Here is a 24,929-nt window from a genome sequence, read left to right as displayed (position 1 = left end):
TCACACGGAACTTGAGAACGGCCCGTAGGAGGTCCCATCAGCGCCGAACCGCGTATCAACGACCGCATTCGCGTGCCCGAGGTCCGGCTCGTCGGCCCGAACGGCGAACAGGTGGGCATCGTGCCCATCGCCAAGGCCCTTGAACTCGCCCGCGAGTCGGATCTCGACCTCGTCGAGGTGGCGCCGACCGCGCGCCCGCCCGTCGCCAAGCTCATGGACTACGGCAAGTTCAAGTACGAGTCCGCGATGAAGGCGCGTGAGGCGCGGAAGAACCAGGCGCACACGGTCATCAAGGAGATCAAGCTCCGCCCGAAGATCGACCCGCACGACTACGAGACCAAGAAGGGTCACGTGGTGCGGTTCCTGAAGGCGGGGGACAAGGTCAAGGTCACGATCATGTTCCGCGGTCGTGAGCAGTCCCGTCCCGAGCTCGGTCGCCGGCTCCTGCTGCGGCTCGCCAACGACGTCGAGGACCTCGGCTTCGTCGAGTCGCTGCCCAAGCAGGACGGCCGGAACATGATCATGGTGATCGGTCCGCACAAGAAGAAGACGGCCCGCGGCCAGGAGGCCGAGCCCGAGGCGACCGCCTGATCCGCTCCGGCCCGCGGAGCGCGGGCCGGCGGGGTTCGCGGCCGGGCCTGCGGGCAGGCCGTGGAGCCGGGCTCGAAGGCGGCGCCGGCCGGCGGGTACCGCCGGGCTCCGGAAGCGACCGGACGTCCGGTGCGGGACCGCTCTACCGGGTGGTTCCGACCCATGGCCCCGTCCTGGACGGGGCCGTGACGCACGTACATTGAGGCCTGACCCGGCGCCTCCCGCGGGAAACCGCGAGATGCGCCGATCAGGCGCGCCTCCGTGCCGCCGCACGGGGGCCCGAAGCGAGGGAGACGACGGCGACCATGCCGAAGACCAAGACCCACAGCGGTGCCAAGAAGCGGTTCAAGCTGACCGGCTCCGGCAAGGTGATGCGCCGCCGCGCCAACAAGAACCACCTGCTCGAGCACAAGGCGTCCAAGCGGACCCGGCGGCTCGACGGCATGGCCGTGGTGTCCGACGCCGACGCGAAGAACATCAAGAAGCTGCTGCGCAAGTAAGCACGCTCACCGGCAACATCAGCGACCGGCCGAGGCCCGCATGGCCCCGGCCCCCACGAAGGAGTTCAGCACGTGGCACGCGTGAAGCGGGCGGTCAACGCCGCCAAGAAGCGTCGGGTCGTCCTGGAGCGGTCGAGCGGCTACCGCGGCCAGCGGTCGCGCCTGTACCGCAAGGCGAAGGAGCAGCAGCTCCACTCCATGACCTACGCCTTCCGTGACCGCAAGGACCGGAAGGGCCAGTTCCGCCGGCTGTGGATCCAGCGGATCAACGCCGCCGCCCGCGCGAACGGCATCACCTACAACCGGTTCATCCAGGGCCTGAAGGCCGCCGGCGTCGAGGTCGACCGCCGCATGCTGGCCGAGCTGGCCGTGAACGACGCGGCCGCGTTCGCCGCGCTGGTCACGGTCGCCAAGGACGCGCTGCCCACCGAGGGAAGCGCGGAGGCGGCCTGATCCGGCCCCCGGCCGGACGGACGGAAGCGATGTGATGGCGGGCCGCGAGCTGACCTCTCTCCGATCACCGCGGGTGAAGGCCGCTCGCCGGCTCGCCAAGCGGGCGTTCCGGCGCCGCGAGCGCCGGTTCCTCGCCGAGGGCCCGCAGGCGGTGCGCGAGGCCCTCGCGACGCCCGGCGGGCTCGCGGAGCTGTTCACCACCGCCGAGGCGGAGACCCGGCACGCCGATCTGGTCCTCGCCGCCGAGCGCGCCGGTGTGCCGGTGCTGCGGGTGAGCGGCGAGGTCATGGCCGAGCTGGCGCAGACCGTCACCCCCCAGGGGCTGCTGGCGGTCTGCGAGTTCCTCGACGTCGGGCTGGACGCGGCGCTCGCGTCCGGCCCCCGTCTGGTCACGGTCCTCGCGCACGTCCGCGACCCGGGGAACGCCGGCACGGTGCTGCGCACCGCCGACGCCGCGGGCTCGGAGTCGGTCGTGTTCACCGACGCGTCCGTCGACCCGTACAACGGCAAGTGCGTGCGGGCGTCGGCGGGCAGCCTCTTCCACCTCCCGGTGGTCGTGGGCCCGCGCTTCGGCGACCTGATTTCCGAACTCAAGGGCGCGGGCCTGACGGTCCTCGCCGCGGACGGCGCGGGCGAGCGCACCCTCGACGACGCGATGGACGGCGGCCTCCTGGCCAAGCCCACCGCGTGGGTCTTCGGGAACGAGGCGTGGGGCCTGCCGGACGAGATCCTCCAGCACGTCGACGAGGTGGTCCGCGTCCCGATCCACGGCCGCGCCGAGAGCCTGAACCTGGCCACGGCGGCGGCCGTATGCCTGTACGCCTCGGCCCGGGAACAGCGCCGCACCTGACCGCCGGGGCGGGACGAGCGGTCCGTGACGGGCGACGAGCCGCGCGCGATTCGCGTCTCGGCGGGCGAGACAAACCGTTGGACGCGAAACGGGGGCGAAGAACGCCACCGTGTGATGCACTGATTTTCCCGATTTGACCGCGTTCTGTGATCGACTGGCCGCAACCGGTCGCGAGTTCCCCCGCTTCATCGGCGGTGACCTGCAAGGATGGTGGCCCGAACGGGGGAGTCGGGGCTGTTCTTCCGGGCCGGGGATGTTCCGGGCGACCGGCTCGTTCTCAGGGAGGAGCGAAGACCGGTCGTGCGAGGGATACCCGTGTTCCACCGGGTGCCTACGGTGGTGTTGACCAGGGCGGCGACGATGCCGCGCGGAGTGGGGGCTATGGGATGACCGAGGACACGAGGGCGGGCAGGAGGCAGGTCCGGCGGGCGCCGGAGACACGGTGCCGGACGGGCGCGTCCGTGCCGCCGGCCGTGCCCGGCGCGTGGCCCCAGGGCGCGGTGGCCGAGGTGGAGGTCGAGGTGTCCGCGGTCCGCGGCGGCACGGCCGTCGCGACGGTCACCGGCGAGCTCGACGTGCACACGGCCGACACGCTCCGCGCCCGGCTCACGGGCCTGCACGAGGCGGGGTTCCGGAGGATCGTGGTCGATTTCGCCGGGGTCCCGTTCTGCGACGCGGCCGGGCTCGGCGCGCTGGTGTCGGCGCACAACCACGCGAGCGCGGCGGGCGGGGAGATCGTCCTCGCCGGGGTCCGGCCCGCCCAGCTGCGGCTCCTGCGGATCACCGGGCTGCACCGGCTGTTCGTCGTGCACCCGGACGTCGCGGACGCCGTCGCGGGGGCCACATCCGCCTAGCCGCGGGGTGTTCCACGGGTCCCCGCGGTGCCCGACTGGGGCTAGAGTCTGATGTCGACAGGCCGCGTACTGATCGGTGTTCTGGAGGCCGCTGTGGGCGGAGAGGAACCGTCTCGCGTGGCCGCGCGCGCGCCCCGTTCCGGGCCGCTCGTGCCCGCCGCGCGGCGCCCGCCCGCGGCGTGCGCCGCGGCGGGGCCGGCGGACGACCTGCCCGACGGCCTGCTGGTGGCCGACCGCGACGCCCGCGTCGTGGTGTTCAACGCCGCCGCCGTCCGGATGACCGGCACCACCGCCGAGTCCGCGCTCGGCGGCGACTTCCGCGACGTGCTGCCGCTGCACGACGCCGACGGCCGCGACTGGTGGAAGTTCCTCGCGCCCTACGACGGCCTCAGCACCCGCACGCGGCACCCCGAGCGGGTCCTGTTCCTGCCGGACGGCACCGAGCTGCTGGTCACCGCCGGGTACCGGCGCGACCGGACGGGCAGGGTCGAGCGGTTCACCGTCTGCCTGCGCGACGCCGTGCAGCGCGCGCGCCGCGAGCGCGACCGCGCCGACCTCGTCTCGACCGTGGCGCACGAGCTGCGGTCGCCGCTGACCAGCGTGAAGGGCTTCACCGCGACGCTGCTGGCGAAGTGGCACCGGTTCAACGACGACCAGAAGCGCGTCATGCTGGAGACGGTCAACTCCGACGCCGACCGGGTCACCCGCCTGATCACCGAGCTGCTGGACGTGTCGCGCATCGAGGCCGGCCGGCTGGAGATGCGCCGCCAGGTCGTCGATCTGCCGGCGGCCGTCCGCAAGGTGCTCGCCGGACGGGTCGCGGCCGGCGACCCGGAGGACCGGTTCCGGTTCGAGGTGCGGGGCGCGCTGCCCGATCTGTGGCTCGACCCCGACAAGATCGACCAGATCCTCGGCAACCTCATCGAAAACGCCGTGCGGCACGGCGCCGGAACCGTCACGATCGTGGTGGAACCGACCGCACACGAGGAAGGGGCCGCCGTGTCGGTGCGCGACGAGGGCGAGGGCATCCCGCCCGAGGCCGCCCAGCGCGTGTTCCGGCGGTTCTGGCGCGGCCCCGGCGGCAACCGCCGCGGCGGCACCGGGCTCGGCCTCTACATCGTGAAGGGCCTCGTCGAGGCGCACGGCGGCGGGATCGCGGTGCGCCGCGCGCCCGGCGGCGGCGCCGAGTTCCGATTTACCGTGCCCGCAGGGGCCCCCGACCACGCCGGCTGAGCCCGGCGCGTCCCGCCGGACCGGCGGTCATCGGGAGTTCCTGTCGGGCCGCGCGCCACGCGCACGCCGTACGTCCCGTTTCCGGATCCTCACCGCCCGCGCACTAGACTGCGGGCGTCCCACGCCGACCGGAGTCTCACACCACCATGTCTGCACCCAACAAGTCCTACGATCCCGTCGAGGTGTCCGCGCTCCAGCCGGAGTCGCTGGAGCGGGCCCGCGACGAGGCGCTCGCCGCGATCGCGGCGGCCGCCGACCTCGACGAGCTGAAGCAGGTCCGCCTGGCGCACGCCGGCGACCGGTCCCCCCTCGCGCTCGCCAACCGGGAGATCGGCGCGCTGCCGCCCGCCGGCCGGGCCGAGGCGGGCAAGCGGATCGGCGCCGCCCGCGGCGCCGTGTCCCAGGCGCTCAAGACCCGCCAGGCGGAGCTGGAGGAGGAGCGCGACCAGCGCGTCCTCGTCGAGGAGACCGTCGACGTCACGCTGCCGTGGGACCGCGCCCCGCGCGGCGCCCGGCACCCGCTGACGACCATGCAGGAGCGGATGGCGGACGTGTTCGTCGCCATGGGCTTCGAGGTCGCCGAGGGGCCCGAGGTCGAGGCGGAGTGGTTCAACTTCGACGCCCTGAACTTCAAGCCCGACCACCCGGCCCGCACCATGCAGGACACCTTCTTCGTCGAGGCGGAGGAGTCCGGCCTGGTCATGCGGACGCACACGTCCCCGGTGCAGATCCGGTCGCTGCTGTCGCGGCCGCTGCCGGTGTACGTGGTCGCGCCGGGCCGCACGTTCCGCACCGACGAGCTGGACGCGACGCACAGCCCCGTCTTCCACCAGCTGGAGGGCCTCGCGATCGACGAGGGCCTGACCATGGCGGACCTGCGCGGCGGCATCGACGCGTTCGTGACCGGCATGTTCGGCGCCGGGCTGAGGACGCGGTTCCGGCCGTCGTACTTCCCGTTCACCGAGCCGTCGGCCGAGGTCGACATGCAGTGCTTCGTGTGCCGGGGCGCGTCGGCGGAGCCCGGCGGCGACCCGTGCCGCACCTGCGGCTCCGAGGGCTGGATCGAGCTCGGCGGCTGCGGCATGGTCAACCCGCGCGTCCTCGTGGCGTGCGGGGTCGACCCGGACCGCTACAGCGGCTGGGCGTTCGGGCTCGGGGTGGAGCGGACGCTGATGTTCCGGCACGGCGTCGAGGACATGCACGACATGGTGGAGGGCGACGTCCGGTTCACCCTCCCGTTCGGGACGGAGATCTGATGCGGGCCCCGCTTTCCTGGCTGCGCGAGTACGTCGACCTGCCCGCCGAGGTCACGGGACGCGACCTGGCCGAGAAGCTGATCGCGGCCGGCCTGGAGGTCGAGACGGTCGACCGCGCCGGCGCCGACCTCGAGGGCCCCCTGGTGGTCGGGGAGGTCCTCGCGATCGAGGAGCTCACCGGGTTCAAGAAGCCCATCCGGTTCTGCCAGGTGGACGTCGGCGACGCCAACGGCACCGGCGAGCCGCAGAACATCGTCTGCGGCGCGACGAACTTCGCCGTCGGCGACCGCGTCGTGGTGATCCTGCCGGGCGGCGAGCTGCCCGGCGGCTTCAAGATCGGCTCGCGGAAGACCTACGGGAAGCTGTCCGAGGGCATGATCTGCTCGGTCAGCGAGCTGGGCATCGGCGAGGACCACGGCGGCATCCTGGTCCTCCCGGCCGACACCCCCGTCGGCGTCGACGCGATCGGGCTGTTCGGGCTGCGCGACGACGTCCTCGACATCGCCGTCACCCCCGACCGCGGCTACGCCCTGTCGATCCGGGGCCTGGCCCGCGAGGCGGCGACCGCGTACGGCCTGCCGTTCAAGGACCCCGCCGACGTGGAGCTCCCCGGCGAGACCGCCGAGGCGTACCCGGCGGCGATCGCCGACCCGTCCGCGTGCGACCGGTTCGTCCTGCGCGAGATCCGCGGCCTCGACCCGGACGCGCAGACCCCGGTGTGGATGCGGGTCCGCCTGCACCGCGCCGGGATGCGCCCGGTGTCGCTCGCCGTGGACGTGACGAACTACCTGATGCTGGAGCTCGGGCAGCCGCTGCACGCGTTCGACCGGTCCGCCCTCACCGGCCCGATCGTGGTGCGGCGCGCCGCGCCCGGCGAGAGCCTGGAGACCCTCGACCACGTCAAGCGGACGCTCGACCCCGAGGACATCCTGATCACCGACGACTCGGGCCCGATCTCGCTGGCGGGCACGATGGGCGGCCTCACCACCGAGATCGGCGACCGCTCCACCGACATGGTGATCGAGGCGGCGCACTTCGACGACATCGGCGTCGCGCGCATGGTGCGCCGGCACCGGCTGCACAGCGAGGCGTCCTACCGGTTCGAGCGCGGCGTCGACCGCGACCTGCCGCTGTACGCGTCGTACCGCGCGGCCCGGATGCTCGCCGAGCTGGGCGGCGCCGAGATCGTCCCGGGCGTGACGCACGCCGAGGCGCCGGTGGAGGCCGCCGCGATCACGATCCCGGCGGCCCACCCGGGCCGCGTCGCGGGCGTGGCCTACGACCGCGACACCGTCGTCCGGCGCCTGGAGCAGGTCGGCTGCGCGGTGACGGGCGGCGAGACGCTCACGGTCACGCCGCCGTCGTGGCGTCCCGACCTCACCGACCCGAACGACCTCGCGGAGGAGGTCATCCGGCTGGAGGGGTACGAGGCGATCCCGTCGCGGGCGCCGCGCCCCGCCGCCGGTCAGGGCCTGACCGCCGCGCAGCGGCTCCGCCGCCGGGTCGGCCGCGCGCTGGCGGGCGCCGGATACACCGAGGTCCTCGCGTTCCCGTTCGTCGCCGCGAAGGACTGGGACGACCTCCAGCTCCCGGCCGGCGACGCGCGCCGCACGACCCTGCGGCTGGCGAACCCCCTGTCGGAGGACGAGCCGCTGCTGCGCACGACGCTGCTGCCCGGCCTGCTGCGGGCCCTCGCGCACAACGTCGGGCGCGGGTTCGGCGACGCGGCCCTGTTCGAGATGGGCGTGGTGTTCCGGCCCCGCCCGGACGCCCCGGCCCGCGCGCCGCGCCTCGCCGTGGACCGCGGCCCGACCGCCGAGGAGGTCGCGTCCGTGGACGCGGCGCTTCCCGACCAGCCGCACCGCGTGGCGGTCGTGCTGTCCGGCGACCGTGAGCGGTCGAGCTGGTGGGGCGCGGGCCGTCCGGCCCTGTGGGCGGACGCGGTCGAGGCCGCCCGCACGGTCGCGGCGGAGGTCGGCGTCGAGCTGACGGTGAAGCAGGACCGGCACGCCCCCTGGCACCCGGGACGCTGCGCCGCGCTCTACGTCGGCGACACGCTCGTCGGTCACGCGGGCGAGCTGCACCCGCGCGTCACCAAGGCGTACGGGCTGCCGGCCCGGAGCTGCGCGATGGAACTGGAGCTGCGCCGCCTCGGCGAGCCGGTCACGCCGCGCGCGCCGCACGTGTCGACCTACCCGGTCGCCACGCAGGACGTCGCGCTGGTCGTGGACACCGCCGTCCCGGCCGCCGAGGTCGAGGCGGCCCTGCGCGACGGCGCCGGCGCCCTGCTGGAGGCCGTCCGGCTGTTCGACGTCTACACCGGCGAGCAGATCGGGGAGGGCCGCAAGTCCCTCGCCTACGCGCTCCGCTTCCGCGCGCCGGACCGGACGCTCACCGCCGAGGAGGCGTCGCAGGCCCGCGACGCCGCGGTGGCCGTGGCGTCCGAGCGCACCGGCGCGGTCCTGCGCGGCACCTGACCGCAGGCGCGAAGGGGCGGCTCGAAGATTCCTTCGGGCCGCCCCTTGCTTATTCGGCTGTGATCGCTTACGCTTTCCTGGTTCTATCGTCGCCCGGTTGGGGAGTCCATTGGAGAACTGAGGTCCGGCACCGCGCCACGGCCGTTATCGGCCCGCGCCTGCGTACCTCAGTGCTGACTCTCGTCCAGCCGGGTTTTTTCGCGCCCTGAGCGCGGTGCCTCCAGCTATCCGCATCCCATCCATGCGTAGTGGAGGCCGCTTTGTCATATGCCATCGTGTGCTCGGACCTGACCTTCTCCCACCCCGACGGAACCCCCGTCCTGGACGGACTGGACGCCGCGTTCGGCACCGGCCGCACCGGGCTGATCGGTGTCAACGGGTCCGGGAAATCGACCCTGCTCAAACTCATCGCGGGGGAGCTGCGCCCCGTGTCCGGGACGGTCGACGTCCGGGGTGCGGTCGGGTACCTGCCGCAGGACCTCGTCCTGGACGGCACCGCCACCGTCTCCGACCTGCTCGGTATCACGGCGGCGCGCACCGCGCTGCACGCGATCGAGCGAGGCGGGGCGACCGAGGAGAACTTCGCCGCCGTCGGTGACGACTGGGACGTGGAGGAGCGCGCCCGCGCCGAACTGGACCGGCTCGGCCTCGCCCACCTCGGCCTCGACCGTCCGGTCCCGACCCTGTCGGGCGGGGAGGCCGTGCTGACCGGGCTGGCCGCGCTGTTCCTGGCGCGTCCGGCCGTCCTGCTGCTGGACGAGCCGACCAACAACCTCGACGTCGACGCGCGCCGCCGCCTGTACGACGCGGTCGATTCCTGGACGGGGGTGCTCGTCGTCGTCAGCCACGACCGGGAGCTGCTCGACCGCGTCGACGCGATCGCCGACCTGCGGGACGGCGCCGTCCGGACGTTCGGCGGGACCCTGACGGCCTACGAGGACCTCCTCGCGGTCGAGCGGGAGGCCGCCGAGCGGGCCGTCCGGACGGCGGAGACCGACGTGCGCCGCCAGAAGCGGGAGCTGGCGGAGGCGCACGTCAAGCTCGCCCGCCGGAAGCGCTACGGGAACAAGATGTACGAGCAGAAGCGCGAACCGAAGATCGTCATGGGCGCGCGGAAGCGGGAGGCGCAGGTCTCGGCCGGCAAGCACCGCATCATGCACGAGGGGCGCCTCGCCGATGCCCGCGCCCGTCTGGACGAGGCGGAGGAACTGGTGAGGGAGGACGCCGAGATCCGGATCGCCCTCCCGGCGACGGCGGTCCCGGCGGGCCGCACCATCGTCACCGTCACCGGCCTGACGGCGCCCGACCCGGTGCCCGGCACGCTCACCGAGCTGATCGTCCGGGGACCGGAGCGGATCGCGCTCGTCGGTCCGAACGGCTCCGGCAAGACGACGCTCCTGCGGGCGCTCGTCGGGGAAGCGGTGCCGGACGGTATGGAGGTCGAGATCGGCGTGCAGGGCGTCCGGTACCTGCCGCAGCGGCTGGACGTCCTGGATGAGGATCTCACCGTCGCGGAGAACGTCCACCGGCACGCCCCGGACGCGTCGCCGAACGAGATCCGGGCGGGTCTCGCCCGGTTCCTGTTCAGGGGCGCTCGCGCCGACCAGCGCGCGGGCACGCTGTCCGGCGGCGAGCGGTTCCGCGCCGTCCTGGCGTCGCTGCTGCTCGCCGACCCGGCGCCGCGGCTGCTCCTCCTGGACGAGCCGACGAACAACCTCGACCTGGCGAGCGCCCGGCAGCTCGCCGAGGCCCTGTCCGCCTACCGGGGCGCGCTGATCGTGGTCAGCCACGACCTGCGCTTCCTCCGGACCCTCGACATCACCCGCCGCCTGCACCTCGACCGGGCGACGGGCCTCACAGAAGGGGAGCCGATGGACGAATTAATGCGGTGATGTCACCGATGAATCACTGTTACGGTCGTGCCCGAGAAGCGAAGGGGGCGGACGGGGTGCCGACGAAGCTGAACCAGATCATCGCGGTCGAGAAGGGCGTGAAGAGCAAGTCCTTCCAGGACCTGACCGCGGCGCATCACGCCGTCCAGAAGGCTCCGCTGCTGTCCGGCATCTCGCGGACGTACCAGCCGAAGGACGAGGAGGGCGAGCAGCTGCCGCCGGAGTCCACCCGCGTCCAGGTCAAGGTCGACGACGTCCTCGGTGACGTGACGCGGTCGCTGACGCGGCTGTTCGATGTCACGGCGACGAAGGACTGGGCGAACTGCACGGCCCGCGCCGACGTGACCGTGGACGGCACGACCCTCCTGCGCGACGTGCCGGTGTCCTACCTGCTGTTCCTGGAGAAGCAGCTCAAGGACCTGCACACGTTCGTGAAGAAGCTGCCGGTTCTGGACGCCGCGGAGACGTGGGTGTTCGACCCGTCCACCGACGTGTGGCGGACGGAGCCGGTCCGCACCGTGAAGACCAAGAAGGTGCCGCGCAACCACGTCAAGGCGGAGGCGACCGAGAAGCACCCGGCCCAGGTCGAGGTGTACTACGAGGACGTCGCCGTCGGACACTGGACGACGGTGAAGTTCTCGGGGGCGCTTCCGGCTCAGCGCGTCAACGAGCTGCTCGGCCGGGTCGAGCGGCTGCAGGACGCGGTGAAGTTCGCCCGCGAGGAGGCCAACGGCGCCGAGGTGACCGACCGGAACGTCGGCGAGGCGGTCTTCCGGTACCTCTTCGCCTGACCGATGAGCCACCCGACAACTGAATAGGATCCCCCCGTCAGAGCGCGGGGGGTGCGCATGGAGCGCAATCTGAAGCTGAAGTCGAAGCTGATCAGGGCGTGTGACAGTGCGGGTTCGAATCCCGCCCCCGGCATTCGCGCCGGGGTGGCCCAACCGGTAGAGGCGGCCGCCCGCTCAATCTCAGACTCTCGCTCCAGTTTCAGCATTCGCCGCCGATCGCCGGATCGCGCGGACGTGGACGATGACCATCGAGATGCTGGTTCGATTCCGGCTCGCTCCGCTTCATGGAGCGATGGCGTAAAGGTAACGCGCGAGGGCTTGAGCATGATCCGCGTCCATCCACGTGCCGGCGTGCCGAACGGGCGGCAGCCCAGGGGACCGGGGGGCGGCTAAACCCCCGGTCCCCGCTCCTGCGCCCGGCGCGGCCGGCTCAGGTCAGGACGCGCTTGGTGAAGGTGCGGGTCGCCGCCCAGGTCAGTAGGACCGTCCCGCCGAGGACGGCGAGCAGGAACGCCCACGCGGGCATGTGGGGGATGTCCGGGGTGAGGGCGGCCCGCAGCCCCTCGCTGATGTAGACGAGCGGGTTGAACAGGCTGACGATCTGCAGCCAGCGGATGTCCTCAAGCGCCGACCACGGGTAGTAGACGCAGCCGAGCATCGTCATGGGCAGCAGGACGATGGCGAACAGCACCTGCACCTTCTGCGGGTTGAGCAGGGTGCCGAGCAGCAGCCCGCCCGCCGCCGCGAGCAGCGATCCGGCGAGCATCACGACGATCAGCACCGGCCAGTTCGCCACGTGCACCTCGGGCGCCTGGCCGTCGGCGTGGATGAACAGCACGGCGGGGAACACCAGGAGCCCGCCGATGAGGCCCTGCAGCGCCGCCGCGAGGATCTTCTGGACGGCCAGCAGCGGGATCGGGACCGGCGCGAGCGCCCGGTCGGTGATGGACTTCTGCCAGTTCAGCTCCATCATCAGCGGGAAGATCACCGCCATCATCGCCTGCATGATGATGGACGAGCCGACGAGGCCGGGCACGAGGATCGTGGAGAACGTGGGCCCGCCGGGGCCGCCCGCCATCGCGCCGCCGCCGAGCTTCGGCAGGACGTAGGCGAACACGAAGACGAACATGACCGGCTGCACCAGCACCCGGACGAACGTCGACAAAAAGTTCTTGCGCATGACCCGCGCCTCGCGGGCCATCATCGCCGCGAACGTGCGGGGCAGCGTCGCCCGCGCCGGGGGCGGCGGGGCCAGGACGGGTGCGGTCACTCGCGGTAGTCCCTTCCGGTGAGGGTGAGGAAGACGGTCTCCAGGCTGGGGCGCAGCTGGCTGGCGTCGGTGACGCCGACGCCCTCCGCGGCCCCGAGGGCGACGAGCTCGCCGAGCAGTCCGTCCGGTTCGGTGGCGAAGACCCGGACCTGGCCGCCGTTGATCTCGACCTTGCTGATGCCGGTCCGGTCGGCGAGGGCGTGGATCCGGTCGGGCGGGGGCGCGTCGTAGGCGACGGTGATGACGGTGTCGGCGCCCGCGGTGCCCTTCAGCTGGTCGACGGTGCCGCTGGCGAGGATCTTGCCGTGGTCGACGACCGCGACCCGGTCGCAGAGCGCCTCGGCCTCCTCCATGTAGTGGGTGGTGAGCAGGATGGTCTGGCCGGACGCCTGCAGTTCGCGCAGCACCTCCCACAGGTTGGTGCGGGTCTGCGGGTCGAGGCCGGCGGTCGGCTCGTCCAGGAACAGGACCTCGGGGCCGTGGACGAGCGCCCGGCAGATCATGACCCGTTTGGCCTGCCCGCCGGAGATCTCGAACGGGTTGCCGCCGCGCGTGTCGCCCAGCCCGAACAGCTCGAGCAGTTCGTCGGCGCGCTTGCGGGCCTCGCGGGCGCCGAGGCCGAAGAACCGGCCGCGGAACTCCAGGTTCTCGGCGACGGTGAGGTCGCTGTCGAGGGTGTTGTTCTGCGACACGACGCCGATCCGCCGCTTGATCTCGACGGCGTCCCGCACGACGTCCAGCCCGCAGACGTGCGCGGTGCCGCCGGTCGGGACGACGAGGGTGGTGAGCATGCCGATGGTGGTCGACTTGCCGGCGCCGTTCGGGCCGAGGAGCCCGAAGAACTCGCCGCGCGGGACGTCCAGGTCGATGCCCTGGACGGCGGGCACGGCGGGTCGCGGGCCGGATGCCGGGTAGGTCTTCTGGAGGCCGGCCGTGCGGACGGCGGCCCCGGGCGGTGCGGTCACGTGTCGTCTCCCTTCGCGTCCCCCTCGGGGGCGCAGAACCGTTCGGGGGAGTGGCTGTCGAACTGCTGGATCAGGCCGAGCAGGAACCGGCGGACGGCGGGCTCGTCGGCCGGGTCGATGAAGCCGTAGAGGCGGCCGAGGTCGCGGCCGATGGGCCCGGACTTCTCCGCGATGAGGCGGCGGCCGGAGTCGGTGATGCGGATGAGCACGCCGCGCCGGTCGCGGTGGCTGCGCTCCCGGACGACGTGGCCGTTGCGCTCCAGCGTGTCGACGACCGAGGTGACGGACGCGGGCGTCACCATCAGCCGCTTGGCGATCTCGCCGGCGCGCAGGCCGTCCTCGACGACGAGGATGCGCAGCAGGAAGAACCCGGTGGGGCTGAGGCCGTGCCGCTCGATGGTGCGCCAGACGGCGGGGCCCGACAGGCGGGAGGCGACCGCGAACAGCCGCCCGATCGGCCACTCCTCCATGGGCCCGATGTCCAGGAGGTCGCCGAAGCCGAGTTCCTTCATGGCGGTGAGGTTAGCCGCCTGAAAGTTAGAGGGCAAATCATTAGGTGCCGAAATATCCTGATCGGGTCCCAAAATTGTTGAATAGACATGCGTTCTCATGCATAATCTTGCTGATCGCTTCCGAAGGGGGATCATGGGAATCCGGACGGCCGTCGCCGGCGCCAGCGGCTACGCGGGCGGCGAGGTGCTGCGCATCCTGGCGGGACACCCCGAGTTCGAGATCGGCGCGCTCACCGCGGGCTCCAACGCGGGCACCGAGCTGGGCGCGCACCAGCCCCACCTGCGCTCCCTGGCCGGGCGCGTCCTGGAACCCACCACCCCGGAGGTCCTCGCCGACCACGATGTCGTGTTCCTCGGGCTGCCGCACGGGCAGTCCGCCGCGCTCGCGGAGCGGCTCGGCGACGACGTCCTGATCGTCGACTGCGGCGCCGACTTCCGGCTCACCGACCCCGCCGCGTGGGAGAGGTTCTACGGCTCGCCCCACGCGGGCACCTGGCCCTACGGCCTCCCCGAACTCCCCGGGCAGCGGGACGTCCTGCGCGGTACCAGGCGGATCGCCGTCCCCGGCTGCTATCCGACGTCCGCCACCCTCGCGCTGCTCCCCGCGTTCGCCGCCGGTCTCGCCGAACCCGACGTCGTCGTGGTCGCCGCGTCCGGCGCCTCCGGCGCCGGACGGTCGCTCAAGCCGCACCTGCTCGGCAGCGAGGTCATGGGCTCGGTCAGCGCGTACGGGGTCGGTGGCGTCCACCGCCACACCCCCGAGATGGCGCAGAACCTCAGTGCCGTCGCGGGCGAGCCGGTCACCGTGTCGTTCACCCCGACGCTCGCGCCGATGAGCCGCGGCATCCTCGCCACCTGCACGGCGAAGGCCCGCCCCGGCGTGACCGCCGCGACCCTGCGGGACGCCTACGCCACCGCCTACGCCGGCGAGCCGTTCGCCCACCTCCTCCCGGAGGGGCGGTGGCCCGCCACGTCCATGACCCTGGGCGCGAACACCGCGCTCGTCCAGGTGGTCCTGGACGAGGCCGCCGGACGCATCGTCGCCGTCGCCGCCCTCGACAACCTCACCAAGGGCACCGCGGGCGGCGCCGTGCAGAGCGCCAACCTCGCCCTCGGACTCCCCGAAGAACTCGGGCTCACCACGATCGGAGTGTCCCCTTGAGCGTCACCGCCCCCCGGGGCTTCCGCGCCGCCGGCGTGGTCGCCGGGCTGAAGGAGAGCGGCACCCGCGACCTCGCCCTCGTCGTCAACGACGGGCCGTCCCGCGCGGCCGCCGGCGTCTTCACCCGCAACCGGGTGAAGGCCGCGCCGGTGCTGTGGTCGGAGCAGGTCGTCAAGGGCGGGCGCGTCCGCGCGGTCGTGCTGAACTCCGGCGGGGCCAACGCCTGCACCGGCGCGCCTGGCTTCCAGGACACCCACGCCACCGCCGAGAAGGCCGCCGAGCTGCTGGACGACTCGGCGGGCGAGATCGCGGTCTGCTCCACCGGCCTGATCGGCACGCGGCTGCCGATGGACGCGCTGCTGCCCGGCCTCGGCCTCGCCGCCGCGCAGCTGTCCCGGGGCGACGGCGGGCTCGCCGCCGCCGACGCGATCCGCACGACCGACACCGTCGGGAAGATCTCGTTCCGGCAGGGCGCCACCGGCTACATGATCGGCGCGATGGCGAAGGGCGCCGGGATGCTCGCCCCGTCCCTCGCCACGATGCTGTGCGTCATCACCACCGACGCCGACCTGCCCGCCGAGACCCTCGACCGGGCGCTGCGCGCGGCGACCGGCGTGACGCTCGACCGGCTCGACTCCGACGGCTGCATGTCGACCAACGACACCGTCCTGCTGCTGGCGTCCGGCGCCGCCGAGGTCGTCCCGTCCGAGGACGAGTTCACCGCGCTGCTCACCGAGGTGTGCGCCGACCTGACCCGGCAGCTCCTCGTGGACGCCGAGGGCGCGTCCAAGGCCATCGCGATCGAGGTCGTCGGCGCCGCGTCCGAGGACGACGCGGTCACCGTGGGCCGCTCGATCGCCCGCAACAACCTGCTGAAGTGCGCCATCCACGGCGAGGACCCGAACTGGGGCCGCGTCCTGTCGGCCGTCGGCACCACCGACGCCGAGTTCGACCCCGACCAGGTCAGCGTGGCGATCAACGGCGTGTGGGTGTGCCGGAACGGCTCGTTCGGCGACGACCGCGACAAGGTCGACCTCCGCCCCCGCGACGTGGCGATCACCGTGGACCTGTCCGCCGGCCCCGCCACCGCCACCGTCTGGACGACCGACCTCACGGCCGAGTACGTCCACGAGAACTCGGCGTACTCGACATGACCGGGACGAACGGCCGGGCGGGCGTGATGGCGAAGGCCGAGACGCTGATCAAGGCGCTGCCGTGGCTGGAGCGGTTCCACGGCCGGACCGTCGTGATCAAGTACGGCGGGCACGCGATGTCCGACCCGGCGCTGCGGCACTCGTTCGCCGAGGACGTCGTGTTCCTCCGCTACGCGGGGCTCAGGCCCGTGATCGTGCACGGCGGCGGCCCGCAGATCAACGCGGCGCTGGAGGCCAGCGGGATCGACTCGACTTTCACCGCCGGGCTGCGGGTGACGACGCCGGAGGCCATGGAGGTCGTCCGGATGGTCCTCACCGGCCAGGTGCAGCGCGACGTCGTCGGGCTGATCAACCGGCACGGCCCGTTCGCCCTCGGCATGTCCGGCGAGGACGCGAACCTGTTCACCGCCGAGCGCAAGCACGCCGTCGTGGACGGCGCGCCGGTCGACATCGGCCAGGTCGGCGAGATCGTCGAGGTGCAGGTCGGAGTGGTGCGGGCGCTGCTGGACGACGGCCGGATCCCGGTCATCTCCAGCGTCGCGCGCGGCGACGACGGCGAGGTCTTCAACGTCAACGCCGACACCGCCGCCGCCGCGATCGCCGTCGCGCTGGACGCCGCGAAGCTCGTCGTCCTCACCGATGTCGAGGGCCTCTATGCGAACTGGCCCGACACCGACGACGTGATCGACCGGCTCACCACCGACGAGCTGGCCGCGCTGCTGCCCGGCCTGTCGTCCGGGATGGTGCCGAAGATGGAGGCGTGCCTGGCGGCGGTGCGCGGCGGCGTCCCGCAGGCCCACGTGCTGGACGGACGCAAGCCGCACGCGCTGCTGCTGGAGATCTTCACCGACGAGGGGATCGGAACGATGGTGGTGCCCGCCCCCGCGGGGCCGCTCGTTCGGGAGACGGCCGAGGAGGAGACGGCGTGAGCGGGCTCAGGGAGCGGTTCGAGGCCGCGTTCATGCCGAACTACGGCGTCCCGCCGCTGGCGCTCGCGCGCGGCGAGGGGTGCCGGGTCTGGGACGAGGACGGCCGCGAGTACCTCGACCTCATCGCGGGCATCGCGGTCAGCTCGCTCGGGCACGCCCACCCGGCGCTCGTCGAGGCCGTGACCGCGCAGGTCGCGACCCTCGCGCACACGTCCAACCTGTTCGTGCACGAGCCGGAGGTGCGGCTCGCCGAGCGGCTGCGCGGCCTGCTGGGCGGCGACGGGCGGGTGTTCCTCACCAACAGCGGCACCGAGGCGAACGAGTGCGCGCTCAAGCTCGCGATCAAGTACGGGAAGGCGAACGGCCGGTCGTACTTCGTCGCGACGGAGAACGGGTTCCACGGGCGGAGCATGGGCGCGCTGTCGCTCACCGGCAAGGCGTCGATCCGGGAGCCGTTCGGGCCGTACGCGCTGGACGTCCGGTTCGTCCCCTACGGTGACGCGGACGCGCTGAAGGCCGCCGTGGACGGGGACTGCGCCGCCGTCATCCTGGAACCCACCCAGGGCGAGGCCGGGGTCGTCCCGCCGCCGGACGGCTACTTCGCGGCCGCCCGCGCGGCCTGCGACGCGACCGGCGCGCTCTTCATCGCCGACGAGATCCAGTCGGCGATCGGCCGGACCGGCGCCTGGTTCGCCTTCCAGCACGAGAACGCCAGGCCGGACGTCCTGACCCTCGCCAAGGGGCTCGGCGGCGGCCTCCCGATCGGCGCGTGCGTCGCGTTCGGCGAGCACGGCGTGATCTTCGCCAAGGGCGACCACGGCAGCACGTTCGGCGGCAACCCGGTCAGCGCCGCCGCCGCCCTCGCCGTCATCGACACCATCGACGCCGACGGGCTGCTCGGACACGCCACCGAGGTCGGCGAGATCCTGGCGGCCGGCATCGCCGCGGTCGACCACCCGCTGCTCGCCGGCGTCCGGGGCCGCGGCCTGTGGCGCGCCGCTGTCCTCACCGGGCCGCACGCCCCCGCCGTCGAGGCCGCCGCCCGCGCCGCCGGGTTCCTGGTCAACGCCGTCCAGCCGGACGCGCTGCGGATCGCCCCGCCGCTGATCCTCTCCGCCGCCGGCGCCCGCGCGTTCACGACCGCCCTGCCCGCGATCCTCGACGCCGCGACCCCCCAGGAGAGCTGACGTGAACAGGCACTTCCTCCGCGACGACGACCTCGCCCCCGACGAGCAGGCCGAGGTCCTCGACCTCGCCGCCCGCGTCAAGGCCGACCGGTTCGCGTTCCGCCCGCTGGACGGTCCGAAGTCGGTCGCGGTGCTGTTCGACAAGGCGTCCACCCGGACCCGGATCTCCTTCACCGTAGGGATCGCCGAACTCGGCGGCCATCCCCTGATCATCGACGCCGGATCCAGCCAGCTCGGCCGCGGCGAGACCATCGCCGACACCGCCCGCGTCCTGGAACGCCAGGTCAGCGCCATCGTGTGGCGGACGGCCGGGCAGGAGCGCATCGAGGAGATGGCGGCCGGAACGGCCGTCCCCGTCGTGAACGCCCTCACCGACGGGTTCCACCCCTGCCAGGTCCTCGCCGACCTGCAGACCGTCCGGGAGGCGAAGGGCGGCCTCGCCGGAGTCACCCTCGCCTACTTCGGCGACGGCGCCAACAACATGGCGCACTCCTACCTGCTGGGCTGCGCCACCGCCGGGATGCACGTCCGGATCGGCGCGCCCGCGTCCCTGCCGCCCGACCCGGCGGTCGTCGCCCGCGCCACAGAGATCGCCCGTGGGACCGGCGGGTCCGTCACCGTCACCGACGACCCCAAGGCCGCGGCGGCGGGCGCCGACGTCCTCGCCACCGACACCTGGGTCTCCATGGGCCAGGAGGGCAAGGACACCGCCCTGTACGAGCCGTACTCGGTGGACGAGGAGCTACTCGCCCTCGCCGACGGCGACGCGATCGTCCTGCACTGCCTGCCCGCCTACCGCGGCAGGGAGATCGCCGCGTCCGTCCTCGACGGCCCGCGGAGCCGGGTCTGGGACGAGGCGGAGAACCGGCTGCACGCCCAGAAGGCGCTGCTGATCTGGCTCCTGGAGCGGTCCCCATGATCACGCCTGTCACCAAGGCGGCGCGGCACGCCCGCGTGATCGAGCTGCTGACCCGGCGGCACGTCCACTCCCAGGGGGAGCTCGCCCGCCTGCTCGCCGAGGAGGAGGGCATGGAGGTCGCGCAGGCCACCCTCTCCCGCGACCTCGTCGAGATCGGCGCGGTCCGGCTCCGCGCCGACGACGGCAGCCTGATCTACGCCGTCCCCGGCGAGGGCGGCGAGCGGATCCGGCGCACCCGCACCGGCGCCACCGAGACGTTCGCCGGACGGCTGTCCCGGCTCGCCGCGGAACTGCTGGTGTCCGCCGAGGCGTCCGCGAACCTCGTCATCGTGCGGACGCCGCCCGGCGCCGCCCAGTACCTGGCCTCCGCGATCGACCACGCCGAATGGCCGTCGATCCTCGGGACCGTCGCCGGCGACGACTCCATCCTCGTCATCGCCCGCGACCCGGACGGCGGGGAGGAGGTCGCCCAGGCCCTGCTCAGGCTGACGGGCGGCCGCGAACGACGAAGCTAGGGGCGCGCCGCGCCCCGCATCCGGCACCGCACGACCACCAGACCACGCATTCTTTCCAGGGAGATAAAGATCATGAGCGAGCGGGTCGTCCTCGCGTACTCCGGGGGCCTCGACACCTCCGTGGCCATCCCGTACCTCGCCGAGCAGACCGGCGGCGAGGTCATCGCCGTCGCCGTCGACCTCGGCCAGGGCGGCGAGGACCTCGAGGCCATCCGGCTGCGCGCCCTCGCCTGCGGTGCCGTCGAGTCCGTCGTCGTCGACGCCAAGGAGGAGTTCGCCAGGGACTTCTGCGTCCCGGCCCTCCAGGCCAACGCCCTCTACATGGACCGCTACCCGCTGCTGTCCGCGCTGTCCCGGCCGCTGATCGTCAAGCACCTCGTCACCGCCGCCCGGCAGTACGGCGGGACGACCGTCTCGCACGGCTGCACCGGCAAGGGCAACGACCAGGTCCGGTTCGAGGCCGGGCTGTCCGCCCTCGCGCCCGAGCTCAAGGTCATCGCGCCCGCCCGCGACTTCGCCTGGACGCGCGACAAGGCCATCGCGTTCGCCGAGGAGAAGGGCCTGCCGATCGACGTCACGTCGAAGTCGCCCTACTCCATCGACCAGAACCTGTGGGGCCGCGCCGTCGAGACCGGCTTCCTCGAGGACATCTGGAACGGCCCCATCGAGGACGTCTACGACTACACCGCCGACCCGGCGCAGCTCCGCGAGGCCGACGAGGTCGTCATCGCCTTCGAGGGCGGCGTCCCCGTCCGCCTCGACGGCCGGGCCCTCACCCCGTACCAGATCATCGCCGAGCTGAACGCGCGGGCGGGCGCGCAGGGCGTCGGCCGCATCGACATGGTCGAGGACCGGCTCGTCGGCATCAAGAGCCGCGAGGTGTACGAGGCGCCCGCCGCCATCGCGCTGATCACCGCGCACATGGAGCTGGAGAACGTCACCGTCGAGCGCGACCTCGCCCGCTTCAAGCGGTCCGTCGACCAGCGGTGGGGCGAGCTCGTCTACGACGGCCTCTGGTTCTCCCCGCTGAAGGACGCCCTGGACTCCTTCATCGGCGACGCCCAGCGGGCCGTCACCGGCGAGGTCCGCATGACGCTGCACGGCGGCCGGGCCGTCGTCACCGGCCGGCGCAGCGCCGCGTCCCTCTACAGCCACGACCTCGCCACCTACGACACCGGCGACACCTTCGACCAGAGCCTCGCCAAGGGCTTCGTCGAACTGTGGAGCCTGCCGAGCAAGATCGCGGCGAAGCGGGACCGCGACCTCGGCGCCTGACACGCGCGCCCTCCCCGCCCGGCGCGCGCGGCCGCGCCGGGCGTGGTGGGATGGGCATCGAAGGCACAAGCGCTGAACGACGAACGCAAGCGGTGGGAAGAAGAGGATTTCCGTGACCAAGGCACCGACGCGACTGTGGGGCGGCCGGTTCGAAGGCGGCCCGTCCGACGCGCTCGCGCGGCTCTCGGTGAGCGTCCAGTTCGACTGGCGGCTCGCCCCCTACGACCTGATGGGCTCGCGCGCGCACGCCCGCGTCCTCAACCGGGCGGGGCTGCTCACCGACGACGAGCTCGACCGCATGATCGGAGCCCTGGACGACCTGGAGGCCGCCTGCCGGTCCGGGGAGTTCCGGCCCACCGTCGCCGACGAGGACGTCCACACCGCCCTGGAGCGCGGCCTCCTCGAGCGCCTCGGCGCGCTCGGCGGCAAGCTCCGCGCCGGCCGCAGCCGCAACGACCAGGTCGCCACCGACCTGCGCCTGTACCTGCGCGACGCCGTCCGGCAGATCGTCTCCCGGCTCGTCGAGCTGGAGACCGCCCTGATCGCGCAGGCCGAGCACAACCTCGGCGTCGCGGCCCCCGGCATGACGCACCTGCAGCACGCCCAGCCCGTGCTGTTCTCGCACCAGCTCCTCGCGCACGTCCAGCCGCTCACCCGCGACATCGACCGGCTCCGCGACTGGGACAGGCGCGCCGCGGTCTCGCCGCTCGGCTCCGGCGCCCTCGCCGGCTCCTCCCTGCCGCTCGACCCGCAGGCCACCGCCGCCGAGCTCGGCTTCGACGCCGCCGCCGCGAACTCCATGGACGCCGTCGCCGACCGCGACTTCGTCGCCGAGTTCCTCTTCGCGGCCGCGCTCATCGGCGTCCACCTGTCCCGCCTCGGCGAGGAGATCTGCCTCTGGGCGTCGCAGGAGTTCCGCTGGATCGAGATGGACGACACCTACGCCACCGGGTCGTCGATCATGCCGCAGAAGAAGAACCCGGACGTCGCCGAGCTCGCGCGCGGCAAGGCCGGCCGCCTCATCGGCCACCTCGTCGGGCTGCTCACCACCCTCAAGGGCCTCCCGCTCACCTACAACCGCGACCTCCAGGAGGACAAGGAGGGCGCCTTCGACTCCGTCGAGACGCTCCTGCTCGTCCTGCCCGCCATGTCCGGCCTCATCGCCACGATGCGGGTCAACACCGAGCGCCTGGAGGCCCTCGCGCCCGAGGGGTTCGCGCTCGCGACCGACCTCGCCGAGCTGCTCGTCCGGCGCGGCGTCGCGTTCCGCGACGCCCACGAGGTCGTCGGCCACCTCGTCGTCTGGTGCCAGGTCAACGACAAGGACTTCGACGACCTCACCGACGACGAGCTGGCCAAGGTGTCGCCGCACCTGACGCCGGACGTCCGCGAGGTCCTGAACGTCCAGGGCGCCCTGGCGTCCCGCAAGGCCTACGGCGGCACCGCCCCGGACCGCGTCCGCGAGCAGATGGACGCCCTCCGCGCCCTCGTCAACGATCACGCGGCGTGGGCCGCGGCGACCGACTGACGCACCGTCCGCAGCCTCCCCGGCCCGCCGGGCCGGGGAGGCCGGGCGCGGACAGGGGACCGATTCTGTCGCGGGCGGCTCGTATGCTGGCGAACCGGTGGATCCCGGCGACATCACGGTGAGGCGATGGACGGAACGCTGCTGCCCCGCGACTTCTTCGACCGCCCGGTGGACGAGGCCGCGCCCGCCCTCCTCGGCCGGGTGCTCCGGCACCGCACCCCCGAGGGCACGGTCGCGGTCCGCCTCACGGAGGTCGAGGCGTACGCGGGGCCGCTCGATCCCGCGTCCCACGGGTACCGGGGGCCGACCCGGCGGAACGCCGTCATGTTCGGGCCGCCCGGCTTCGTCTACGTGTACTTCACCTACGGCATGCACTTCTGCATGAACCTCGTCTGCGGGCCGGACGGGACGTGCATGGCCGTCCTGCTGCGCGCCGGCGAGATCATCGAGGGCGTGGAGACGGCGCGGGCGCGGCGGCCCCGATCGTCCGACCGCGACCTGGCCCGCGGGCCCGCGCGGCTCTGCCAGGCGCTCGGCATCGACCGCGCGCACGACGGCCTGGACGTCTGCACGCCCGGGGAGCTGACCGTCCACGCCGGCACGGCGCCGGCCCCCGAACTCATCAGGACGGGCCCGCGGACGGGCGTGTCCAGCGCCAAGGAGACCCCCTGGCGGTTCTGGATCGACGGCGACCCCACCGTGTCCCCCTACCGGGCCCACGTCCCCCGGGTCCGGCGCGCGGTTCCCGCGGAGGGGTGAGCGGCGCCGACGGGCGGCGAATATCGCTACCGTGGAGCGCGGTCCATCGGGCAGGCTGGTGGACGCGGCACAGAGCAAGGCGGAGACGAGGGAGAACGTGACCGACATCCTGGACGACCTCGCGTGGCGCGACCTGATCGCGCAGTCCACCGACCAGGGCGAGATGCGCGCCCTGCTCGCCGCGGGTCCGGTCACGCTGTATTGCGGGTTCGACCCGACGGCGCCCTCGCTGCACCTCGGCAACCTCATCCAGATCCTCGTGCTGCGGCGGTTCCAGCGCGCCGGCCACCGGCCGCTCGGCCTCGTCGGCGGCGCCACCGGCCTCATCGGCGACCCGAGCGGAAAGAGCGCCGAGCGCGTACTGAACTCCGAGGACACCGTCGCCGGCTGGGTCGAGCGGATCCGCGCCCAGGTGTCGAAGTTCCTCGACTTCGACGAGGGCCCGACCGGCGCCACCATGGTCAGCAACCTCGACTGGACCGGCCCGATGACCGCGATCGAGTTCCTCCGCGACATCGGCAAGCACTTCCCGGTCAACAAGATGCTGGCCCGGGAGACCGTCAGGGCACGGCTCGACACGTCCGGGATGAGCTACACCGAGTTCAGCTACGTCCTGCTCCAGTCCATGGACTTCCTGGAGCTGTACCGGCGGTACGGGTGCCGGCTCCAGACGGGCGGCAGCGACCAGTGGGGCAACCTCACGGCGGGCGTCGACCTCATCCGGCGCGTCGAGGGCGGCAGCGCGCACGCCCTGACCACACCGCTGCTGACCAAGGCGGACGGATCCAAGTTCGGCAAGACGGCAGGCGGGGAGACCTACTGGCTCGACCCCGAGCTGACCTCGCCGTACGCGTTCTACCAGTTCTGGATCAACGCCGACGACCGGGACGTCGAGAAGTTCCTCAAGGTCTTCAGCTTCCGCTCCCGCGAGGAGATCGAGGACCTGATCAAGCAGGGCGCGGAACGTCCCGCCGCGCGGATCCCGCAACGCGCGCTGGCCGAGGAGATGACGACCCTCGTCCACGACGCCGCCGAGACCGCGAGCGTCATCGCCGCGTCCAAGGCCCTGTTCGGGCAGGGCGCCCTGGAGGAGCTGGACGAGCGGACCCTGCGCTCAGCCCTCGCGGAGGTCCCGCGCGCCGAGGTGCCGCCCGGCGAGCTGCCCACCGTCGCTGACCTGCTCGCAGCCTCCGGCCTGTGCAAGAGCAAGTCGGAGGCGCGGCGCGCGATCGCGCAGGGCGGCGCCTACCTGAACAACGCGAAGGTCGAGTCCGAGGACGCGGCGCCGACCGCGTCGGACCTCCTGCACGGGCGCTACCTCGTGCTGAGGCGGGGCAAGCGCAACGTGGGCGGGGTCGCCGTGGCCGCCCCCTGACGCCGCACGGCTCGGCGTGACGCTCGTCCGGAGCGATCCGGGCGGGCGTTCACCATTTCCTGGTCGAGACTCGGTAGATCTACGTCACATTGCGGTCACGGTGCGGCGTCACAGACGCCGTCCAAACCTCGGAAAAGCCTGCCTCACCTGGGGTTTCGAAGGATGGAGCGGTCGATTTGACCACCTCGCCGGAGGGGCCTATCGTTCTATACGCCCCACGGGGGAGCGGGACGCAGAGAAGGCGGCCGGCCCCGGGGGACACCTCCAAAGATCAGATGGATCGCCGTTCGGCGTGCCCAAATGGGACGTGGAGGGACGAACCGCCCAGAGTTTGACAAACCAGGCGGCTCGGATAGGCTAGAAGGGTTGCCCCGGGGCGAGACTCGCGGATGCGGGTCGAGCGCGGTGGGTGTCCGTTTCTTGAGAACTCAACAGCGTGTTAAAAGCCAGTGCCTTTATCGATCCGGTCTTTTGGGGCCGGG

At 72.8% G+C, this 24,929-nt stretch carries 23 protein-coding genes; 20 read left to right on the top strand and 3 right to left on the bottom strand.

The features are described from left to right. Positions 1–36 precede the first annotated feature (36 nt). From infC to IE99_RS0121460, 10 genes are all read left to right on the top strand, one after another. Positions 37–591, top strand: a complete 555-nt coding sequence (gene infC, locus IE99_RS0121505; RefSeq protein WP_211258880.1) for a translation initiation factor IF-3 — start codon at positions 37–39, stop codon at positions 589–591. A gap of 305 nt (positions 592–896) precedes the next feature. Further along, entirely contained in the window at positions 897–1,091 is a 195-nt protein-coding gene (gene rpmI / locus IE99_RS0121500; protein WP_030173710.1) for a 50S ribosomal protein L35, read from the top strand. A gap of 72 nt (positions 1,092–1,163) precedes the next feature. Further along, positions 1,164–1,544, top strand: a complete 381-nt coding sequence (rplT, locus tag IE99_RS0121495; protein ID WP_030173708.1) for a 50S ribosomal protein L20 — start codon at positions 1,164–1,166, stop codon at positions 1,542–1,544. Between the two features lie 34 nt (positions 1,545–1,578). Next, positions 1,579–2,394: a TrmH family RNA methyltransferase gene (locus tag IE99_RS0121490; protein WP_030173705.1), complete on the top strand. Its 816-nt coding sequence runs from the start codon at positions 1,579–1,581 to the stop codon at positions 2,392–2,394. 386 nt (positions 2,395–2,780) lie between these two features. Continuing rightward, positions 2,781–3,248 carry an STAS domain-containing protein gene (locus IE99_RS0121485; protein ID WP_051712968.1) on the top strand — a complete coding sequence of 156 codons (468 nt, stop codon included), beginning with the start codon at positions 2,781–2,783 and terminating at the stop codon, positions 3,246–3,248. Between the two features lie 93 nt (positions 3,249–3,341). Then, positions 3,342–4,481 carry a PAS domain-containing sensor histidine kinase gene (locus tag IE99_RS0121480; RefSeq protein WP_425423847.1) on the top strand — a complete coding sequence of 380 codons (1,140 nt, stop codon included), beginning with the start codon at positions 3,342–3,344 and terminating at the stop codon, positions 4,479–4,481. Positions 4,482–4,627: 146 nt separating this feature from the next. Further along, on the top strand, positions 4,628–5,737 hold the full coding sequence (gene pheS / locus IE99_RS0121475) for a phenylalanine--tRNA ligase subunit alpha (protein ID WP_030173697.1): 1,110 nt from the start codon (positions 4,628–4,630) through the stop codon (positions 5,735–5,737). After that, on the top strand, positions 5,737–8,214 hold the full coding sequence (gene pheT, locus IE99_RS0121470; protein ID WP_030173694.1) for a phenylalanine--tRNA ligase subunit beta: 2,478 nt from the start codon (positions 5,737–5,739) through the stop codon (positions 8,212–8,214). The genes pheS and pheT overlap by 1 nt, the downstream gene beginning before the upstream one ends. 260 nt (positions 8,215–8,474) lie before the next feature. Beyond that, complete coding sequence (locus IE99_RS0121465; protein WP_030173691.1) at positions 8,475–10,106, top strand: ABC-F family ATP-binding cassette domain-containing protein; 1,632 nt, start codon at positions 8,475–8,477, stop codon at positions 10,104–10,106. Between the two features lie 56 nt (positions 10,107–10,162). Next, the gene (locus IE99_RS0121460; RefSeq protein ID WP_030173688.1) at positions 10,163–10,897 is read left to right on the top strand and encodes a DUF7873 family protein; all 735 of its coding nucleotides are present in this window, start codon (positions 10,163–10,165) and stop codon (positions 10,895–10,897) included. Positions 10,898–11,327: 430 nt separating this feature from the next. Here the strand turns inward: IE99_RS0121460 and IE99_RS0121455 are convergent, their stop codons facing one another. The 3 genes from IE99_RS0121455 to IE99_RS30575 are packed head-to-tail and all read right to left on the bottom strand — an operon-like array spanning position 11,328 to position 13,644. Further along, the gene (locus tag IE99_RS0121455; RefSeq protein WP_030173685.1) at positions 11,328–12,167 is read right to left on the bottom strand and encodes an ABC transporter permease; all 840 of its coding nucleotides are present in this window, start codon (positions 12,165–12,167) and stop codon (positions 11,328–11,330) included. Further along, the gene (locus IE99_RS0121450) at positions 12,164–13,132 is read right to left on the bottom strand and encodes an ABC transporter ATP-binding protein (RefSeq protein WP_030173682.1); all 969 of its coding nucleotides are present in this window, start codon (positions 13,130–13,132) and stop codon (positions 12,164–12,166) included. The genes IE99_RS0121455 and IE99_RS0121450 overlap by 4 nt, the downstream gene beginning before the upstream one ends. Further along, positions 13,129–13,644: a MarR family winged helix-turn-helix transcriptional regulator gene (locus tag IE99_RS30575; RefSeq protein ID WP_051712966.1), complete on the bottom strand. Its 516-nt coding sequence runs from the start codon at positions 13,642–13,644 to the stop codon at positions 13,129–13,131. Before IE99_RS30575 ends, IE99_RS0121450 begins: the two co-directional genes overlap by 4 nt. Positions 13,645–13,777: 133 nt before the next feature. Between IE99_RS30575 and argC the strand changes: the two genes are divergently transcribed. The 10 genes from argC to tyrS all read left to right on the top strand — a co-directional run bounded on the left by argC (position 13,778) and on the right by tyrS (position 24,447). Next, on the top strand, positions 13,778–14,806 hold the full coding sequence (gene argC, locus IE99_RS0121440) for an N-acetyl-gamma-glutamyl-phosphate reductase (protein WP_030173677.1): 1,029 nt from the start codon (positions 13,778–13,780) through the stop codon (positions 14,804–14,806). Continuing rightward, positions 14,803–15,960: a bifunctional glutamate N-acetyltransferase/amino-acid acetyltransferase ArgJ gene (argJ, locus tag IE99_RS0121435; protein WP_030173675.1), complete on the top strand. Its 1,158-nt coding sequence runs from the start codon at positions 14,803–14,805 to the stop codon at positions 15,958–15,960. The genes argC and argJ overlap by 4 nt, the downstream gene beginning before the upstream one ends. Continuing rightward, positions 15,957–16,889, top strand: coding sequence for an acetylglutamate kinase (argB, locus tag IE99_RS0121430; protein WP_030173673.1), 933 nt, complete (start codon positions 15,957–15,959; stop codon positions 16,887–16,889). The genes argJ and argB overlap by 4 nt, the downstream gene beginning before the upstream one ends. Before the next feature lie 32 nt (positions 16,890–16,921). Next, positions 16,922–18,076, top strand: a complete 1,155-nt coding sequence (locus IE99_RS0121425) for an acetylornithine transaminase (protein WP_051712988.1) — start codon at positions 16,922–16,924, stop codon at positions 18,074–18,076. 1 nt (position 18,077) lies between these two features. Beyond that, the gene (argF, locus tag IE99_RS0121420) at positions 18,078–18,995 is read left to right on the top strand and encodes an ornithine carbamoyltransferase (RefSeq protein ID WP_030173671.1); all 918 of its coding nucleotides are present in this window, start codon (positions 18,078–18,080) and stop codon (positions 18,993–18,995) included. After that, complete coding sequence (locus tag IE99_RS0121415; protein WP_030173670.1) at positions 18,992–19,510, top strand: arginine repressor; 519 nt, start codon at positions 18,992–18,994, stop codon at positions 19,508–19,510. The genes argF and IE99_RS0121415 overlap by 4 nt, the downstream gene beginning before the upstream one ends. A 72-nt stretch (positions 19,511–19,582) precedes the next feature. Beyond that, entirely contained in the window at positions 19,583–20,785 is a 1,203-nt protein-coding gene (locus IE99_RS0121410; RefSeq protein ID WP_030173668.1) for an argininosuccinate synthase, read from the top strand. A gap of 112 nt (positions 20,786–20,897) precedes the next feature. Then, positions 20,898–22,313 carry an argininosuccinate lyase gene (argH, locus tag IE99_RS0121405; RefSeq protein ID WP_030173665.1) on the top strand — a complete coding sequence of 472 codons (1,416 nt, stop codon included), beginning with the start codon at positions 20,898–20,900 and terminating at the stop codon, positions 22,311–22,313. Between the two features lie 126 nt (positions 22,314–22,439). Further along, positions 22,440–23,072: a DNA-3-methyladenine glycosylase gene (locus tag IE99_RS0121400; RefSeq protein WP_030173663.1), complete on the top strand. Its 633-nt coding sequence runs from the start codon at positions 22,440–22,442 to the stop codon at positions 23,070–23,072. Positions 23,073–23,169: 97 nt separating this feature from the next. Next, the gene (gene tyrS / locus IE99_RS0121395; RefSeq protein WP_030173661.1) at positions 23,170–24,447 is read left to right on the top strand and encodes a tyrosine--tRNA ligase; all 1,278 of its coding nucleotides are present in this window, start codon (positions 23,170–23,172) and stop codon (positions 24,445–24,447) included. The last annotated feature ends 482 nt before the right edge of the window (positions 24,448–24,929 follow it).

It is taken from the genome of Spirillospora albida (assembly GCF_000718255.1).
Classification (GTDB): domain Bacteria; phylum Actinomycetota; class Actinomycetes; order Streptosporangiales; family Streptosporangiaceae; genus Spirillospora; species Spirillospora albida.
This window is presented reverse-complemented; position numbering and strand designations above follow the sequence as displayed.

Bases quoted from the DNA above. Each gene is read 5' to 3' on its own strand.
- IE99_RS0121415 (WP_030173670.1), top strand. From the start codon at position 18,992: ATGATCACGCCTGTCACCAAGGCGGCGCGGCACGCCCGCGTGATCGAG.
- IE99_RS0121485 (WP_051712968.1), top strand. From the start codon at position 2,781: ATGACCGAGGACACGAGGGCGGGCAGGAGGCAGGTCCGGCGGGCGCCG.
- pheS (WP_030173697.1), top strand. From the start codon at position 4,628: ATGTCTGCACCCAACAAGTCCTACGATCCCGTCGAGGTGTCCGCGCTC.
- argB (WP_030173673.1), top strand. From the start codon at position 15,957: ATGACCGGGACGAACGGCCGGGCGGGCGTGATGGCGAAGGCCGAGACG.
- IE99_RS30575 (WP_051712966.1), bottom strand. From the start codon at position 13,644: ATGAAGGAACTCGGCTTCGGCGACCTCCTGGACATCGGGCCCATGGAG.
- pheT (WP_030173694.1), top strand. From the start codon at position 5,737: ATGCGGGCCCCGCTTTCCTGGCTGCGCGAGTACGTCGACCTGCCCGCC.
- rpmI (WP_030173710.1), top strand. From the start codon at position 897: ATGCCGAAGACCAAGACCCACAGCGGTGCCAAGAAGCGGTTCAAGCTG.
- IE99_RS0121425 (WP_051712988.1), top strand. From the start codon at position 16,922: ATGCCGAACTACGGCGTCCCGCCGCTGGCGCTCGCGCGCGGCGAGGGG.
- IE99_RS0121400 (WP_030173663.1), top strand. From the start codon at position 22,440: ATGGACGGAACGCTGCTGCCCCGCGACTTCTTCGACCGCCCGGTGGAC.
- argC (WP_030173677.1), top strand. From the start codon at position 13,778: ATGGGAATCCGGACGGCCGTCGCCGGCGCCAGCGGCTACGCGGGCGGC.
- IE99_RS0121490 (WP_030173705.1), top strand. From the start codon at position 1,579: ATGGCGGGCCGCGAGCTGACCTCTCTCCGATCACCGCGGGTGAAGGCC.
- IE99_RS0121410 (WP_030173668.1), top strand. From the start codon at position 19,583: ATGAGCGAGCGGGTCGTCCTCGCGTACTCCGGGGGCCTCGACACCTCC.